Source organism: Paraburkholderia sp. J12 (assembly GCF_905220215.1).
GTDB lineage: Bacteria > Pseudomonadota > Gammaproteobacteria > Burkholderiales > Burkholderiaceae > Paraburkholderia.
This window is the reverse complement of the sequence record NZ_CAJMZC010000003.1, coordinates 63,003-77,457: the sequence shown is the minus strand read 5'-3', so window position 1 is coordinate 77,457 and position 14,455 is coordinate 63,003. Positions and strand designations below refer to the sequence as shown.

17 protein-coding genes are annotated in these 14,455 nt (G+C 62.9%); 3 read left to right on the top strand and 14 right to left on the bottom strand.

Going from position 1 to position 14,455, the window contains the following annotated elements; translation table 11 throughout:
- Positions 1-88: 88 nt before the first annotated feature.
- The 6 genes from arsH to U5760_RS09025 all read right to left on the bottom strand — a co-directional run bounded on the left by arsH (position 89) and on the right by U5760_RS09025 (position 4,267).
- Positions 89-823: an arsenical resistance protein ArsH gene (gene arsH / locus U5760_RS09050; protein WP_415914068.1), complete on the bottom strand. Its 735-nt coding sequence runs from the start codon at positions 821-823 to the stop codon at positions 89-91.
- Positions 804-1,229: an arsenate reductase (glutaredoxin) gene (arsC, locus tag U5760_RS09045; protein WP_322011184.1), complete on the bottom strand. Its 426-nt coding sequence runs from the start codon at positions 1,227-1,229 to the stop codon at positions 804-806. Before arsC ends, arsH begins: the two co-directional genes overlap by 20 nt.
- An 18-nt stretch (positions 1,230-1,247) precedes the next feature.
- Positions 1,248-2,318 (bottom strand): ACR3 family arsenite efflux transporter, encoded by a 1,071-nt coding sequence (arsB, locus tag U5760_RS09040; protein ID WP_322011183.1) that lies wholly within the window; start codon positions 2,316-2,318, stop codon positions 1,248-1,250.
- 23 nt (positions 2,319-2,341) lie between these two features.
- A complete protein-coding gene (locus tag U5760_RS09035; RefSeq protein ID WP_322011182.1) occupies positions 2,342-2,836 on the bottom strand; it encodes an arsenate reductase ArsC in 495 nt (164 codons plus the stop codon).
- Between the two features lie 55 nt (positions 2,837-2,891).
- Complete coding sequence (locus U5760_RS09030) at positions 2,892-3,215, bottom strand: metalloregulator ArsR/SmtB family transcription factor (protein WP_322011716.1); 324 nt, start codon at positions 3,213-3,215, stop codon at positions 2,892-2,894.
- Between the two features lie 128 nt (positions 3,216-3,343).
- Positions 3,344-4,267: a LysR family transcriptional regulator gene (locus U5760_RS09025; RefSeq protein WP_322011181.1), complete on the bottom strand. Its 924-nt coding sequence runs from the start codon at positions 4,265-4,267 to the stop codon at positions 3,344-3,346.
- 204 nt (positions 4,268-4,471) lie between these two features.
- Here U5760_RS09025 and U5760_RS09020 point away from each other — a divergent pair, with 204 nt between their 5' ends.
- Entirely contained in the window at positions 4,472-4,996 is a 525-nt protein-coding gene (locus U5760_RS09020; protein ID WP_322011179.1) for a hypothetical protein, read from the top strand.
- Here the strand turns inward: U5760_RS09020 and U5760_RS09015 are convergent.
- Positions 4,988-5,518 carry a DUF3455 domain-containing protein gene (locus U5760_RS09015; RefSeq protein ID WP_322011178.1) on the bottom strand — a complete coding sequence of 177 codons (531 nt, stop codon included), beginning with the start codon at positions 5,516-5,518 and terminating at the stop codon, positions 4,988-4,990. The two genes, U5760_RS09020 and U5760_RS09015, sit on opposite strands and share 9 nt — an antisense overlap.
- 254 nt (positions 5,519-5,772) lie before the next feature.
- On the opposite strand from U5760_RS09015, the gene U5760_RS09010 reads away from it, so the two are divergent.
- Positions 5,773-6,036 carry a DUF4148 domain-containing protein gene (locus tag U5760_RS09010; protein WP_322011176.1) on the top strand — a complete coding sequence of 88 codons (264 nt, stop codon included), beginning with the start codon at positions 5,773-5,775 and terminating at the stop codon, positions 6,034-6,036.
- A 190-nt stretch (positions 6,037-6,226) separates the two neighbouring features.
- Here the strand turns inward: U5760_RS09010 and U5760_RS09005 are convergent, their stop codons facing one another.
- Positions 6,227-6,916 (bottom strand): response regulator transcription factor, encoded by a 690-nt coding sequence (locus U5760_RS09005; protein ID WP_322011174.1) that lies wholly within the window; start codon positions 6,914-6,916, stop codon positions 6,227-6,229.
- Between the two features lie 308 nt (positions 6,917-7,224).
- Here U5760_RS09005 and U5760_RS09000 point away from each other — a divergent pair, with 308 nt between their 5' ends.
- Positions 7,225-8,142, top strand: a complete 918-nt coding sequence (locus tag U5760_RS09000) for a LysR substrate-binding domain-containing protein (RefSeq protein ID WP_322011172.1) — start codon at positions 7,225-7,227, stop codon at positions 8,140-8,142.
- Positions 8,143-8,232: 90 nt separating this feature from the next.
- Here the strand turns inward: U5760_RS09000 and U5760_RS08995 are convergent, their stop codons facing one another.
- The 6 genes from U5760_RS08995 to cydB all read right to left on the bottom strand — a co-directional run bounded on the left by U5760_RS08995 (position 8,233) and on the right by cydB (position 14,404).
- Entirely contained in the window at positions 8,233-9,489 is a 1,257-nt protein-coding gene (locus U5760_RS08995; protein WP_322011171.1) for a cupin domain-containing protein, read from the bottom strand.
- A 442-nt stretch (positions 9,490-9,931) separates the two neighbouring features.
- Positions 9,932-11,107 (bottom strand): porin, encoded by a 1,176-nt coding sequence (locus U5760_RS08990; protein WP_322011170.1) that lies wholly within the window; start codon positions 11,105-11,107, stop codon positions 9,932-9,934.
- 129 nt (positions 11,108-11,236) lie between these two features.
- Entirely contained in the window at positions 11,237-11,494 is a 258-nt protein-coding gene (gene moaD / locus U5760_RS08985) for a molybdopterin converting factor subunit 1 (RefSeq protein ID WP_322011169.1), read from the bottom strand.
- 40 nt (positions 11,495-11,534) lie between these two features.
- Positions 11,535-12,086, bottom strand: coding sequence for a molybdenum cofactor biosynthesis protein MoaE (locus tag U5760_RS08980; RefSeq protein WP_322011168.1), 552 nt, complete (start codon positions 12,084-12,086; stop codon positions 11,535-11,537).
- A gap of 55 nt (positions 12,087-12,141) precedes the next feature.
- Positions 12,142-13,230 carry a GTP 3',8-cyclase MoaA gene (gene moaA / locus U5760_RS08975; RefSeq protein WP_415914067.1) on the bottom strand — a complete coding sequence of 363 codons (1,089 nt, stop codon included), beginning with the start codon at positions 13,228-13,230 and terminating at the stop codon, positions 12,142-12,144.
- Between the two features lie 187 nt (positions 13,231-13,417).
- Positions 13,418-14,404: a cytochrome d ubiquinol oxidase subunit II gene (gene cydB, locus U5760_RS08970; protein ID WP_322011166.1), complete on the bottom strand. Its 987-nt coding sequence runs from the start codon at positions 14,402-14,404 to the stop codon at positions 13,418-13,420.
- Positions 14,405-14,455: the final 51 nt, after the last annotated feature.

Sequence of the window (14,455 nt, the reverse complement as noted above, 5' to 3'; positions counted from 1 at the left end):
AAAGACGGTACGGCAGGTGACCATCCGGCAGCCGGAGCAAATGCGTCACCTGCTTTAACTTACTATCGGGCTCGCAACCCGTCGTGGGTCAGATACTGGCCTGATTCACGCGCCCGGTCAGTTCCGCGGCGCTTTCCTTGCGTTCGCTATACCGGTCCACGAGATACGGTCCGATGTCGCGGGTCAGCAACGTGAACTTGACCAGTTCTTCCATCACGTCCACCACGCGGTCGAAGTAGGCAGACGGTCTCATGCGGCCGGCTTCGTCGAACTCAGCGTAGGCCTTAGCGACCGAAGACTGGTTCGGGATGGTCAGCATGCGCATCCAGCGGCCGAGCACGCGCATCTGGTTGACCGCATTGAACGACTGCGAGCCGCCGCTCACCTGCATCACGGCGAGCGTCTTGCCCTGCGTCGGCCGGATCGCGCCCACCGAGAGCGGAATCCAGTCGATCTGCGACTTCATGATGCCCGTCATCGCGCCGTGCCGCTCCGGCGAGCACCACACCATGCCTTCGGACCACAGCACCAGGTCGCGCAGTTCGGCTACCTTGGGGTGCGTGTCCGGCGCGTCGTCCGGCAGCGGCAGGCCGCTCGGGTTGAACGTGCGGACTTCGGCACCCATGACCGTGAGCAGGCGAGCGGCTTCTTCGGTCAACAGGCGGCTGAACGAGCGCTCTCGCAGCGAACCGTAAAGCAGCAGGATGCGCGGCGGGTGAGTCGAGGCTTTCGCGGGCCGCAGGTGCTCGATATCGGGTAGGCGAAACAGTGATGGGTCGAGCTGAGGCAGTTCAGTCGCGAGTTTAGCTATCGAGTCTGACACGCTTGCCCTCCGCGTTGATCACCGGCTCGCCGTCTTCTTTCGTGAAGGCGCTGCGCTGCGGCACGGGAAGGATTTCGAGCACCACTTCGGACGGGCGGCACAGCCGCACACCCATCGAGGTCATCACGAAGGGGCGGTTGATGAGCACGGGGTGCGCCATCATCGCATCGAGCAACTGGTCGTCCGTCAAGGCCGGATTGTCCAGGTGCAGGTCTGCGTAGGGCGTGCCCTTTTGACGCAACACATCGCGTACGCTCAGCCCCGCGAGGCGGATGAGCTCGCGCAGTTCGTCACGCGAAGGGGCCTGTTTCAGGTATTCAATGACCGTCGGCTCGACACCCGCGTTGCGTATCATCGCGAGCGTGTTGCGCGAGGTCCCGCAGTCGGGGTTGTGATAGATGTTCATGGAGTTATTTCGTAATCCTTATACACACTCGTACCAGTCTTTCGAGCGGTTGACGATACGCACCACGATCAGCATGACCGGTACCTCGATCAACACGCCCACGACCGTTGCGAGCGCGGCGCCGGAATGAAAGCCGAACAGGCCGATCGCGGTGGCCACGGCCAGCTCGAAGAAGTTCGACGCGCCGATCAGGGCGGAGGGGCAGGCAATATTGTGCTTCTCGCCGACCGCACGGTTGAGCCAGTAGGCCAGCGCCGAATTGAAGAACACCTGGATCAGGATCGGCACGGCAAGCAGCACGATGACGAGAGGCTGCGCCAGGATGGCTTCGCCCTGAAAGGCGAACAGCAGCACCAGCGTCGCGAGCAGCGCCGTAATGGACCAGGGACCGATCCTGGCCATTGCCGCGTCGAATGCGGTTTGCCCCTTGCGGAGCAGCGCTTTACGCAGGATCTGTGCGAGGACCACCGGGATCACGATGTAGAGCAGGACCGAGGTGAGCAGCGTCGCCCACGGCACCGTTATCGCGGAGATACCGAGCAACAGGCCGACGAGCGGCGCAAACGCAATCACCATGATGCTGTCGTTCAAGGCCACCTGCGAGAGCGTGAAGAGCGGATCGCCGCCCGTCAGCCGGCTCCAGACGAACACCATTGCCGTGCAGGGCGCCGCGGCCAGCAGAATCAGTCCGGCCACATAGCTGTCGAGTTGCGCGGCGGGCAGCATCGGGGCAAAAAGATGCTTGATGAAGAGCCAGCCGAGCAACGCCATCGAGAACGGCTTGACCAGCCAGTTCACGACGAGCGTGACGCCGATCCCCCGGATGTGCTGCCGCACTTCGTGCAGCGAGCCGAAATCGACTTTGACCAGCATCGGGATGATCATCACCCAGATCAGCAGTCCGACCGGGAGATTGACGTGGGCGTACTCCATCCGCCCAATCGCCTGGAATACCGCGGGCAATAGCTGGCCGAGCAGGATGCCCGCGACGATGCATAGCGCAACCCAGAGGGTCAGGTAGCGTTCGAAAAAGCCGATGGCCGGCTTCGAGGCAGTTTTCTCCGAAGCGGCGACATGGGGGGTGTTCATGAGACTAATCGATAGAGTTGGGTTCAGCTCTGCATGATGTCGTTGAGTGCCTGCTGCAACCCGGCGTCGCTCAGAGAGCCCAGTGGCAGCGCGAGCAACTGCAACATGCGATAGCCGATCGCCTGGCGTGTGAGTTCGAACGCCTGTCGCTTGCCTTCGTCGCCGCCCGGCGTGTTCGACGGGTCCGCATAACCCCAATGGACCTTGACCGGGCTGCCCGGCCAGAAGGGGCAAGCTTCGGCAGCCGCGCTGTCGCAGACCGTGATGACGATGCGCATCTGCGGCGCGCCGTTCGCAACGAACTCATCCCAGCTCTTGCTGCGATAGCCTTGCGTATCGATGCCCGCACGGGTCAGCGCTTCGATGGCGAAGGGGTGGATCCGGCCACTCGGCGCACTGCCTGCACTGAACGCGCGGACGTCCTTGCCGAGCTTGTGCGCCCAGTGATTCAGCATCGCTTCGGAGAGCACACTGCGTGCGGAATTGTGCGTGCAGAGTATGAGTATGTTCGTGGTCATGGCGGTGAGTCCCGGCAGCAGTCGGGCGCTTCTGACGATGGTTCGTTCTGGCGGCTCAGCACCGGCATGCCCCTGCGCCCGGTTCGAGGCAGGGCTGGCCCTGGCAGCAGTTTTCGGTCAGATAGCCGAGCAGCCCGTTCATTTGCTCGTACGCCGCGCGGTAGATCAGGCTGCGCCCGTCGCGTTCCTGCGTAACCAGCCCCGCATTCGTCAACTCCTTCAGGTGAAAGGAGAGGGTTGCGTTGGGAACGTCAAGTTGCTCGGCGATGGCGCCGGGCGTCAGTCCATCCGGACCGGCTACGATCAGCATCCGGAACACACGCAGACGTAGCCCGTGAGCAAGCGCTCCGAGAGCGCGGATAACATCGTTCTCTTCCATATTTCCAATATATTCGAAATATAGGTCGAACGCAAGATGTTGTGTTTGTTGATCGCCTGCCATGGTTTGAGCGCCCGCAGGCGGGTTCGGGCTCGCTGCGGGGATCGGCAGGCTTCTTTTCATGGCGCTTAATCCGCCTGTGCCGCCCTCGCCCGCTTGCCGGCATGGCGATACTCGTTGACGACGAAGTCCACGAAGCTGCGCACCTTCATCGAGAGATAGTTGCGGCCCGAATACAGCATCGAAAGACTGCGAGGGCCGCCGTTGATCTTGAAGTCCGCGAGCAAGGCCACGAGACGCCCGCGGTCGAGGTCGCGCTGCACGAATTCGCGCGAGAGCAGGGCAATGCCCATGTGCTGGAGCGCAGCCGTGCGCACGAGCGTGCTGCTGGTCGAGCTCAGCGTCTTCCCGGCGTTGACGCGGCTCACGCATTCGTCGTTGGCGAATTCCCAGCTCTTCGATGTGCCGTCGGTCACGGCCAGCAGCCCGTGGTCGTTCAACTCGGAGGGCGTTTGCGGCGTGCCGTGCGCGGCCAGATAAGAAGGCGATGCCACGAGCACTTCCTCGACACGCGTGAGCGAGCGCGTCACGAGCGTCGAGCTGCTGAAGCTGCGGTCGTCCACGAAGCAGACGTCGAAGCCGTTCTCGACCGGGTCGATCTGCGTGTCGAAGGTCGTGACCTCGAAATCCACGTCCGGGTATGCGAGGCGATAGCCGGCCAGCAGCATGCCCAGCCGCGCGTTTGCGAAAGTCGCCGGCGCGCCGATGCGCAGCTTGCCGCTCGGAAAACTGCTCGACTGTGTGAGGTTGAACTCGATTTCGTCGAGCTTTTCGATGATCGTGCGGCAGCCTTCGAGATACTCGCGCCCGACTTCGGTCAGCGAAAAGCTGCGCGTGGTGCGGTTGAGCAAGCGAATCTTGAGGTGCGATTCCAGCGTGTTGATGCTGCGCGTCGCGGCCGCCGCCGACATGCCGAGCTGTCTGGCCGCGAGGTTGAAGCTGGCCAGATCGACTACACGTACGAACACGCGCATCGCTTGTAGCTGATTCATGGTCTGGAGGAGTGGGAAGAGGACAGACAGGTCGAACGATTGTGCCGCAGCATTTCGCACTGCTTGTTGAAATAACTCTTCGCCTTGATGAAGGATGTTTTATGGGGCGAATGAAACGTTTTTCACGGTTTCAACAGATGGGTGTCAAGGGGCCATTGCTATGCTGGTTGACAAAGCGTTTCACCCTTCATTTCCTGATAGCCCATGTCACACTCCAACCCGTATAACCGCTTGAAGCAAGGCCTCCAGGCCCGCGCGAAAAAGGCGGCACTCCTGCCCATGAGCCGGGCTCGGGCAGACCTGATTTCCCTTCGCTTTCATGGCGCACTCGAAGCCTTGCGGCGAGGCAAGGGCTGGTTCGGTGCTGCCGAGACCATGACGCGCATGCTCATGTTGACAGGATTCCTGAGCGATAGCGGATATGGAATTCTCGACAAGGAGGCGATGGCACGCGCGCAACGCGCCATTGCGCACGTGCTCGATACCGGCAAGCGGTCGGGGCGCTGGTGCCTGGACGAAGCGACCTACCACCAGTTCGCCGATTTCGTGAATCTGCACGACTGCCAGTTGCACGTTGCGCCGCTGGTGGCGTACGACACGGCCTATGGCCGGCTGGGGCGCATGTTCCATGCGCTCAGGAGCGAGCAGCCGGAGGGTTACGAGGCGCCGCCCTCATTTCGCCGGACGCGCGGTTCGCGAGACGGTGCGCCTCGCGCCTCGTCACTTTAGAAAAACATAGCGCGCGATATAGGGCGAACGGCCCGTCTGGCCCGCGGTGGCGCACGCCTGCGCCGGGGCCACGCCGCCCGCCGTGGCCAGGCGCTGCACGAAGCGGACGTTCGAGAGGACGCCGTCCGAGCCTACACTTTTAGCCTCCAGCAACAACTGGGCGATGCTGCCGGGCCTGTCGCCCGGCACTTGCCGCAGCAGCTTGCCCTCGATCTGGCTGCCGTCGTTCGCGCGCCAGGACGGACCGGCGAAATGATGGATTTCCAGCACGCCGGCATCGTCGTAGAGATCGGCTTCGGGCGCCTTGAGCGCCCAGGCGAGCTTGCCCTCCTGATCCTGCCTGCATTCGTAGATCTGCACGCCGCTGGCCTCCAGGGAGAGAACCGTTTGTGTGCCGGGGGCGGCAAGCTGTTCCGGCGTTGCCACGGGCTCGGCCGAAGCGGCCGCGGGCAGCAGGCAGGAAAGGGCGAGGGCGGCCCCAAGGGCGGCCAGTATCGGCGTGGTCACGGGCATCGGTTTCATCGATTATCCGGGTGATTGAACGGGACGGAGGGGCGGCCGCTACGCAGGGCCGGCACGACAGGGTACCCGGTTTCGCGCCCGCTCGAATGACACGCGATCTCATGGGCGATGCGCCGACCGCGCGCCGCCGTTTAAATTTGATTTCATCTTGATGAAATGGCCCGGCTAGAGGCAGGTGCGTATCGTTTGATCACCGAACGGCGCAACGCAAACGCCGTCAGGCTCTCTCCCTCACCGTTTCAAGGAAAACCGTCATGAAATACCTGATGATCGCGATCGCAATGCTGGGTGCCACGGCTACGACTACTGCTTTTGCTCAATCGAACGACGCCAACACCGCGGCTCAACCCGCGCAGGTCGCACAAGCCGGCCAGCCCGCGCAGGCCGGTCAATGGGTGCCGCCGTATGGCCAGCCGGTCGCGGAGAAGACCCGTGCACAGGTGTACAACGAACTCATCCAGGCCGAGCAGGACGGCCAGCTTGCCTACCTGAATTCGACGGTCTACGCCCATTCGTAATGGGTGACGTACGGGGCGCAGCGTGCTGCGCCGTTGCACACGACATGGCCGGCACCCCGTCACGGGTGCCGGCCATGTTGTCGTTATGGGCCGGTACTTCAAGTTACCGCTATGGGCCGCGCAGGGCGGCCGGGGTCCTGCAGTCGGACTCGCGTGATCACGGGCGCATGATTCTCTCCTTATATTTCGCTTACGCGAAGCGCAATTGATAGCCAAAGCCGTTGACGGTGCTGATATGCACCGACGGCAGCGACTTCTTTAACTTGCTCCTCAAACGCCAGACCAGCGGGCTCACGCTGCTGAAGTCGAAAGCGCTCTTTTCGGGCCACGTGTAGCGGATCAACTGGTCGTGCGCGACCGGCGCATCCACTTCGCGCATCAGGCATTCGCAAAAGAGGTATTCCCGCTTCGTCAGCGGGAGGCGTTGCTCGCCGTTGACGAGTTCGCGTGTGACCGAGTCGAGCCGCAGCGCTTCGCTCATATCGAACTGCTCCGACACGGGCGCAAACTGGGTGGCCGACATGCGCCGCAGCGCCTGAAGCCGCTCGTGCACTTCGAGGAACGAAAACGGCCTTGCGAAGCAGGCATCGGCGCCTGCGCGCAGCATCTTCACGCGGTCCTGAGCATTGGCCGCCGGCAGCAAAGCCATGACGATGGCGCCTCGTGCGACCGCGCACACGCGCTCCAGCACGGCTTCGATCTCGCTGCACCGCGCCGGATCGCTGACTACGAGGACGATGGCGTCGAAGCGCTCTCGCGCGGCTTCGTCCGCGGCGCTTTCGAGGGTTCGGGTGCGTTGCAGGCTATGTGCGCTTTCGCGCAGCGCCTTGCACAACCAGTCGGATTCGGGATGAGGCGGGGAGGCAAAAAGGATGCGCATGGTTCACCGGAGTACCTGTTCTTGACGGGACGAGCGAGCGTTTCGAATGTCTTTAGTCAAGCGAATGATTTCGAAGTGGAATTACCGGTTTATTGCAAGGCGGCGCAACGGGATTTCATCTGTAACGAGAGCGCCGAAGTCCCCATTTCACGGGCGCTCCGGGAACATGAAATTCCTGCAATGATTGCGTGATACCGGTGGGCCCACCGGCGAGGTTATGCTACGGCGGTCCCCCCAACGCCGGTCACGACGAGACGCGACCCGGCGTTCCAGATGCCTTCACCGTCTTCGACTTTTGCCTCTACATCGTGAACGTAAAAAATGCCACGCTGCGCCAGATAAGAACCTTCGAAACCGTTGCCCGTCGTTTGAGCTTCGTGCGCGCGGCCAACGAACTACATCTGTCTGCGCCGGCCGTTTCCACACAGATCAAGCATCTCGAGGAGCACGCGGGCATGGCGCTCTTCGAGCAGCTCGGCAAGAAGATCTACCTAACCGCCGCGGGGCGCGAGATGCTGCGCCATTGCAGCACGATCATCCGCTGCTTTCGCGAAGCCGAGGAGGCGCTCGCGAACATGCGCCGGGTTCCGGGCGGCAAACTCAACATTGGCGTGGTCAGCACCGGGAGCTACTTTCTCCCGAAACTGCTCGCCGAATTCACCCGCCGCAATCAGGGCGTCGAACTGGATCTCACCATCGAGAATCGCGAAGCGTTGCTGGGGTGCCTCGTGGAAAACCGCGTCGATCTGGCCATCATGGCCAATCCTCCGGAAGATCCGAAACTGAGCAGCACGCCGTTCGCGCCGAACGTGTTCGCGATCGTCGCCTCGCCGCAGCATCCGCTCGTGGGCAAGGAACGCATCGATCTGGCCGCGCTGCAGGGCGAGCGCTTCATCGTTCGCGAGAAAGGATCGGACACGTGGTGCACCATGCAGCAACGTTTTGCCGGCGTGATGGATCTGCGCGACACGGTGGAGATTCGCGGCACCGAGGCGATCAAGCAGGCGGTCATGTCGGGGATGGGAATCTCTTTCCTCTCTACGCATGCCGTATCGCTCGAACTGAATGCGGGCATGCTTGCGGTACTGGACGTGGTCGGCTTTCCCGTGGTGCGGAACTGGCATATCGTTCATCGCGCCGAGAAGGAACTCGCCGGCATGGCCAACGCCTTCAAGTCGTTCGCCATCGGCCGCAACAGCCTTTATGGAGTGGCTGCCGGGAGTTGAAGCGGTTGCGGGGCGGGCGTTGCCGCCGTTGCGCGCACCTGCCCGGAGCAAACGCCCCGGGGCAGGTGTTGGGGCAGGGACGTTGCAGCGTCAGACCGGCACGATGTCCGGGCGGTTGCGCGGGAACTTCGCCAGCACGTCCGGGGTGATGTTCAGGTGTTCCATGACCATCTGCGGCGGGGTGTGGGTCAGCCAGTCGGAGAGCGACACTTCCGCGTAGTGATCCGAGCGGAAGATTTCCATGAAGACGAGGTCGGTGTTGCCCGTGTTCTGCACGTAGTGGCCGAGGCTCTTCTTCACATAGCCGATGTCGCCGGCACGGAAGTCGTTGGTGATGGCGCGGGGTCCCGTATCGAACACCGTCATGCGGCCTTCGCCGGAAATGTAGTACTGCCATTCATCGGCATTCGGGTGCCAGTGGAGCTCGCGCATGCCGCCCGGCTTCACCGTGACGAGCGCGGCCGCCACCGTGCTGGAAGCGCGGAAGTTGCGGCTATCGGCGATCTGCACCATGCCGCCCGCGGTCTTGCGCACCGGCGGCAGGTCGCTCAGCGAGAAGACGAACGGGAACGTGGGCGGGCCGAGCGGAGACTTGACGGCGGCCTGGTCGGCGGCGAGCGGTCCCGGGTCCTTGCCCTGGAAAATCCACAGGTTGTTCAGCGGAATGTTCTTGAAGGCGTCGGCCGGCACGCCGAAGTTGGCGGAGAGGATTTCCGGCGGCGTGTGCGCGATCCAGTCGGTCAGCAGCAGCGTGTTGAATTCGGACGCCATGCCGTTGTCGAAGGCGATCACGAATTCGGCGCCGGTCGGGCCGATGCCTTGCAGCGAGTGCGGCAGGCCTGGCGGGAAGTACCAGAGGTCGCCGGCCTTCACGTCGGCTACCTGCGGGCGCCCCAGTTCGTCGATGATCGTGATGCGGCATTTGCCGTCGGTCATCACGGCCCATTCGGCCTGCTGGTGCCAGTGCAGTTCGCGAATGCCGTTCTTCGCGAGACGCATGTTGACGCCGGAGATTTCGGTGGAGATTGCGAAGTCTTCCTGCGTGACCTGACGGGCCCAGCCGCCGTCCTGGATGCGCTTGGGCGCGTTGTTGAACGAGGCCCAGAATTCGGCCATGCCGTTCACGTCGGTGGGTGGCGGGTTGCCCGTGTCCGGGAACTGGCTGGCGAGGCCGGGGTTCTTGGGACCCGGATCGTCCAGGCTGGTGGGGCTCTTTGCGTTGATCGCGCCTTCGGCGGGATTGTCGGGGTTGCCGAAGGTGGCTGCTTTCGCAGTGGCGGCCACGCCGAGTGCGGCGGCCGAAGCGGCCGCACCCACCAGCATCTTGCGTCTCGACAGATCAGTCATTTGCATTTCCTTCCATTGCGGATGAGATAAAGACTCGCGATAGATGCGCTATCGCGCAGGGCCGGCAGTCGTGCTGCAAGTCGACCAGGTCCAGAGAGCACTCGATATGTCGCTGACCTTGGATGCGATATTAGCCAGCTCATCCGCAGTAAAACAGTTGATTTTCTGGAAGGAAACAATCAGAAAAATCTAATTATTTTCGAATTGGTAATTCTTTGGAAATGGCAATCGACATAGGGTGAAATACGTGTCGTTATCGATGAAGAAGAATTTATAATAGGCCTGTGAGAAGGCTGAACGGCGACTTCCGTGATGATATTCGTTTCAAATGTCTTGTGCCGATTTTTATTCGATTGCAATTGAAATAATTCAATCGCGATCGGTGGTTTGTGCGGCTGACCATGTGAATGGTCAGCCGCCTTTTGTAGTCGGGCGTCCCGTATCAGAAGCGGTGACGAATGCCTGCCACCACGAGCAATTGCCGGTTGTCGTCGGAAGGCGGTACGTTGAACATCGACGCATTGAAGACCGGATTGCCTCCGCCGCCGCTCACTGTCTGATAGAGGCTTTCCAGATAGACATCGGTGCGTCGGCTGAAGCGGTAGTCCGCCTGCACGATGGCCTCGTGCCACTTCGGCGAGAGGGTGCCGGTCGACGAGTCGAAGTGGCCATCGGTATAGGTATAGGACGCGGCGAGGCTGAACGCCTGCGTAAAGAAGTACCGGCCGTTGAGCTCGAAGTTATCGAAGCGCAGCAGGTCGCCTTCGAGCGGCGTGAGGTTGCCGTTCTGGAACACACCCGTCACGTCGTTGGTCGCCGAATGCGTCCAGACGAAACCCAGGGTGCCGGCGCCGATGGCATAACTTGCGCCCATGCCCCAGATCTGCTGACGGCCGCCTGAAATCACGGCATCGCTGTCGTTGTTGGTGACGGCGCCATCCGTATTGACGTTCGAGGCGCCTGCGGAGCGGTCGATCTGCAGGAAGCTCGCAATCAGCGTGACCGGGCCGTGATCGTAGCGCGCGCCAAAGCTATAGGCGCGATCATTCGAGAATTCGCCGGGTTCGTTGGAGAAGCCATACATGGCGCCCGCCTTGAATCCCTCGTAATTCACCGTCTCGTAGCGGATCGAATTGCGGATGCTCTGATGGCGGATCATGTCGTCGTTGTCGAACGGATGGTCCGCGAGGTTGCCGGCCCAGCCGAGGCCCTCCGCGCTGATCGCGGAGAGATACTGCGACATGTAGCTGTACTGGCGGCCCAGCGTGAGGCGGCCGTAGGTCGTCGAACTGAGGCCCATGTACACCTGGCGGCCGAAGATGTCCCCGGCGTTGCTGAGCTTGCCGTTCGCGCTGGAGAAGCCGTCTTCGAGACGGAAGATGGCGGAGAGCCCGCCGCCCAGGTCTTCCTGGCCGCGCAGGCCGAAGCGCGTGCCGCTAATGCCGCCGCTGTCCATTTCGATGCCGGGGTGGCCCGTTGGCGTTTTGCCGCCGGTGGATTCGTTGTTGCCGTAGATGAGCGCCGTATCGACGATACCGTAAAGCGTGACACTGCTTTGTGCGTAGCTTTGTCCTGCGGATAGCGCAAATGCCGTGAGGGCAAGAACTGTCTTCTTCATTGTTCTGTAGCGTGTGGGGGTGGGTAGGGTAGGTTGGAGATACGCGAATGGCGCCTTGCCTCGCTGTATTTTTGTGGATACATCGAGGGCCAAAAAAAAGCGCCAAGCGCATGGGGTTTTCAGGAAATGTCAGCCTCCGGTGACGGGTGGGAAGAACGCCACTTCGCTGTCTTGCCGTACGACGAATGTTTCCGTGACCATTTCGTGGTTGACGGCGACACGAACGGGACGGCCTTCGCGCAGCGCCTGGGATGTCTGCTCGTCCCGCGAGGCGAGCCGGGAGCGCAGTGCGTGTACCGTGATGGCGGCCACATCGATGTCGAGCGATTCCTGATCGATGCCGAGTTGCTCGCGAAGGCTCGCGAAATACTTGATGGTGAGTTTCATCGCTGGTTTTTCCGTAGCTTGAATTGAAGGCGGCGTGGTCCTAGCCCCAACGCAGCATGGCCTGCTCGTCGCCTGTTCTGGCTTCGACCCATTCGGAGACGCCGTCGCGGCGAATTTCCTTCTTCCAGAGCGGCACGTGCGTTTTCAGGAAGTCCATCAGGAATTCGCACGCCTCGAAGGCAGCCACGCGATGCGCTGCCGCCACCACCACGAGCACGACGGGGCTGCCGAGCGCGACGCGCCCGATGCGGTGCACGATCTTCACGGCGTCCACCTTCCAGCGCGCGTTGGCTTCCTCGACGATGCTCCAGAGCGATTGCTCGGTCATGCCCGGATAGTGCTCGAGTTCGAGCGCGATCACGTCGTCGCTGTCGCCGCTGTTGCGCACGACGCCGACGAAGTTGACGACGGCGCCGACGTTCGGATTGCGGATGATGGGTGCCATTTCGGCGTGAATGTCGATGCTGGTGCGCTGCACGCGCACCTCGAAGCCGGCGGCAATGCTCGCGCGCGGCGGCTCTTCGGGGGCTTCGGCATCGTGGTCGGGCAAGTCTTCAGACGGGGAGCCGGGTTGGGATACGGCTGTCCTCATGATTCGTTCTCCTGTGTTGTTCTCCAGTGTTTATAACCGCTCTGCACGGACCGTCTCAGCCGCCGACGAGCGACATGCGGACCGTAGGGTAGGGTTTGCCCGTGCCGGACGTGCGCCGGATCGAGCGCAGTTCCGAGTAGCGGTCGTCGCGCGCACTCCAGCGGCGGCGCAGCGCTTCGGCCAGCGCTTCAACGGGCTCGGCGTCTCCCAGCCAAGGCTTGAGGTCGGTCCCCCGCGTGGCGAAGAGACACGTATAGAGCTGGCCGTCGGCGGACACGCGCGCGCGCGTGCAGTCGCCGCAAAACGGCTGCGAGATGCTGGCGATAAAACCCACCTGGCCGCGTGCATCGGCGTGCCGGTAATTGACGGCGGTGGCCGAGGCGTGCTCGGGCGCGAGCGCGACCAGCGGGAATTCGGATTCGACCACGGCGCGGATCTCGCGCGCGGTGAGCACCGTGGCGTTCGACCAGGTGCTCGCGCCGCCTACGTCCATGTATTCGATGAAGCGCAACGCGATATCGGTGCCGCGGAAGTGGCGCACGAGCGGGAGAATCTGGCCGTCGTTCACGCCGCGCTCGATCACGGTGTTGACCTTGACCGGCGCGAGGCCGGCTGCCTGCGCGGCTTCGATGCCGTCCAGAATGCGGGCCACAGGCAGGTCGGTGTCGCTCATGCGCCGGAATACGGCGTCGTCGATCGCATCGAGGCTCACGGTCACGCGGCGCAGGCCAGCGTCGCGCAGCGCGCGCGCCCTGGCTGCGAGGAGCGATCCGTTCGTCGTGAGCGCGATATCCATCGGCTTGCCGTTTGCCGTGGTGAGCCCGGCGAGGCGTTCGACGAGCGTTTCGAGCCCGCGCCGCAGGAGCGGCTCGCCGCCCGTGATGCGGATCTTCTCGACGCCGAGCGCGGCAAACGCTTTCGCAATCTTCACCATCTGATCGAAGGACAGCCGCTCCGAAGCGCGCAGGAACGGATAGTCCGCACCGAAGACCTCGCGCGGCATGCAGTACGTGCAGCGGAAGTTGCACTGGTCGATCACGGAAAGCCGCAGGTCCCGTAGCGGGCGTTCGAGCGTGTCCAGAACGGGCGCCTTCGTGGTGGCCGGGATCGGCGGGTGCAATACGGGTTCGGCGATGGCGTTCACGATCTCGTCGTCAATGCTTGGCAAAGCGGGTAAGAGCCCGGGGCGCAGGCGCGTGGCAGGCGACCTGCCGTGCAGCCTCGAAGGCGCCCCGATACGACACCCTCCCAGCATACGGCGAGGGCCGGCGGTATCGGGGGCACAGTCCCCGTGCAATTCCAGCAGTACAGTTCGGGCTTTGGTGCTTGATTCAGTGCTTGACGGGCACGACCTTGCCGCGGAACAGGTGGTACTGGTAGAGGTTGTAGCCGATCATGATGGGCAGCACGATGCCGATCCCGAACAGCATGAAGGTGAGCGTGGTGCTGTCGGAGGCCGCGTCGCTCACGGTGAGCTGGCCCGGCACGATGTAGGGAAACATGCTGATGGCAAGGCCGGCAAACGAAATCACGAAGAGCAGGGTGGAGCCCACGAACGGCCCGTGCTCGCCGCGCATGCGGATGGCGTAGAGCACGTAAAGCGTGGCGAGCGCCGCGAGCACGCCGAGCGCGATCAGCAGATGGAAGATGCCGTGCTCCTGCCAGCGCGTCACGCCCACCGGGCTCAGTTCGAGCGTGGCGAGCGACACCACGAGCGCGGCGGCCACGGTGGTAAAGGTCGCCAAGGTCGCGCAGCGGCGTGCCCAGTGTTCGATGCCGCCCACGGTCTTCTTCACGAGCCAGGTGGCGCCGAGCAGGCAGTAGCCGGACACTACGCCGATCACCGTCGCGACGATGAAGCCGAGGCTCGAGAGGCCCGGTACGAAGCCCGTGAGAATCTTGCCGAGCACGATGCCCTGCGAGATCGCCGCGAGCAGGCTGCCGATGCCGAACACGCGGTCCCACACGGCCTTGCTGGTGTGAGCCGCGTGACGGAACTCGATGGCGGCGCCGCGCATGATGAAGCTGGCGATGAGGACCATCACGGGCACGTAGAGATCCGAGAGAATCATCGCGTAGGCCGAAGGAAACGCGCCGAAGAGCGCGCCGCCGAGCGCGACGAGCCAGGTCTCGTTGGCATCCCAGACGTGGCCGATGGACTGGATCATGAGGTCGCGGTCGCTCTCGCGGCGGCGCAGCAGCGTGAGTGCGCCGACGCCGAGGTCGAAGCCGTCCGTGACGACGTAAAGCACGAGCATCAGGCCGATGAGGCCGAACCACGCGTGACTCAACAGGTCCTGTACGGAGGTGGGTGTCATGGTGACGTCCTGTACGTTGAATGTGAATGAGCGGATGAACGGACCGGAGCC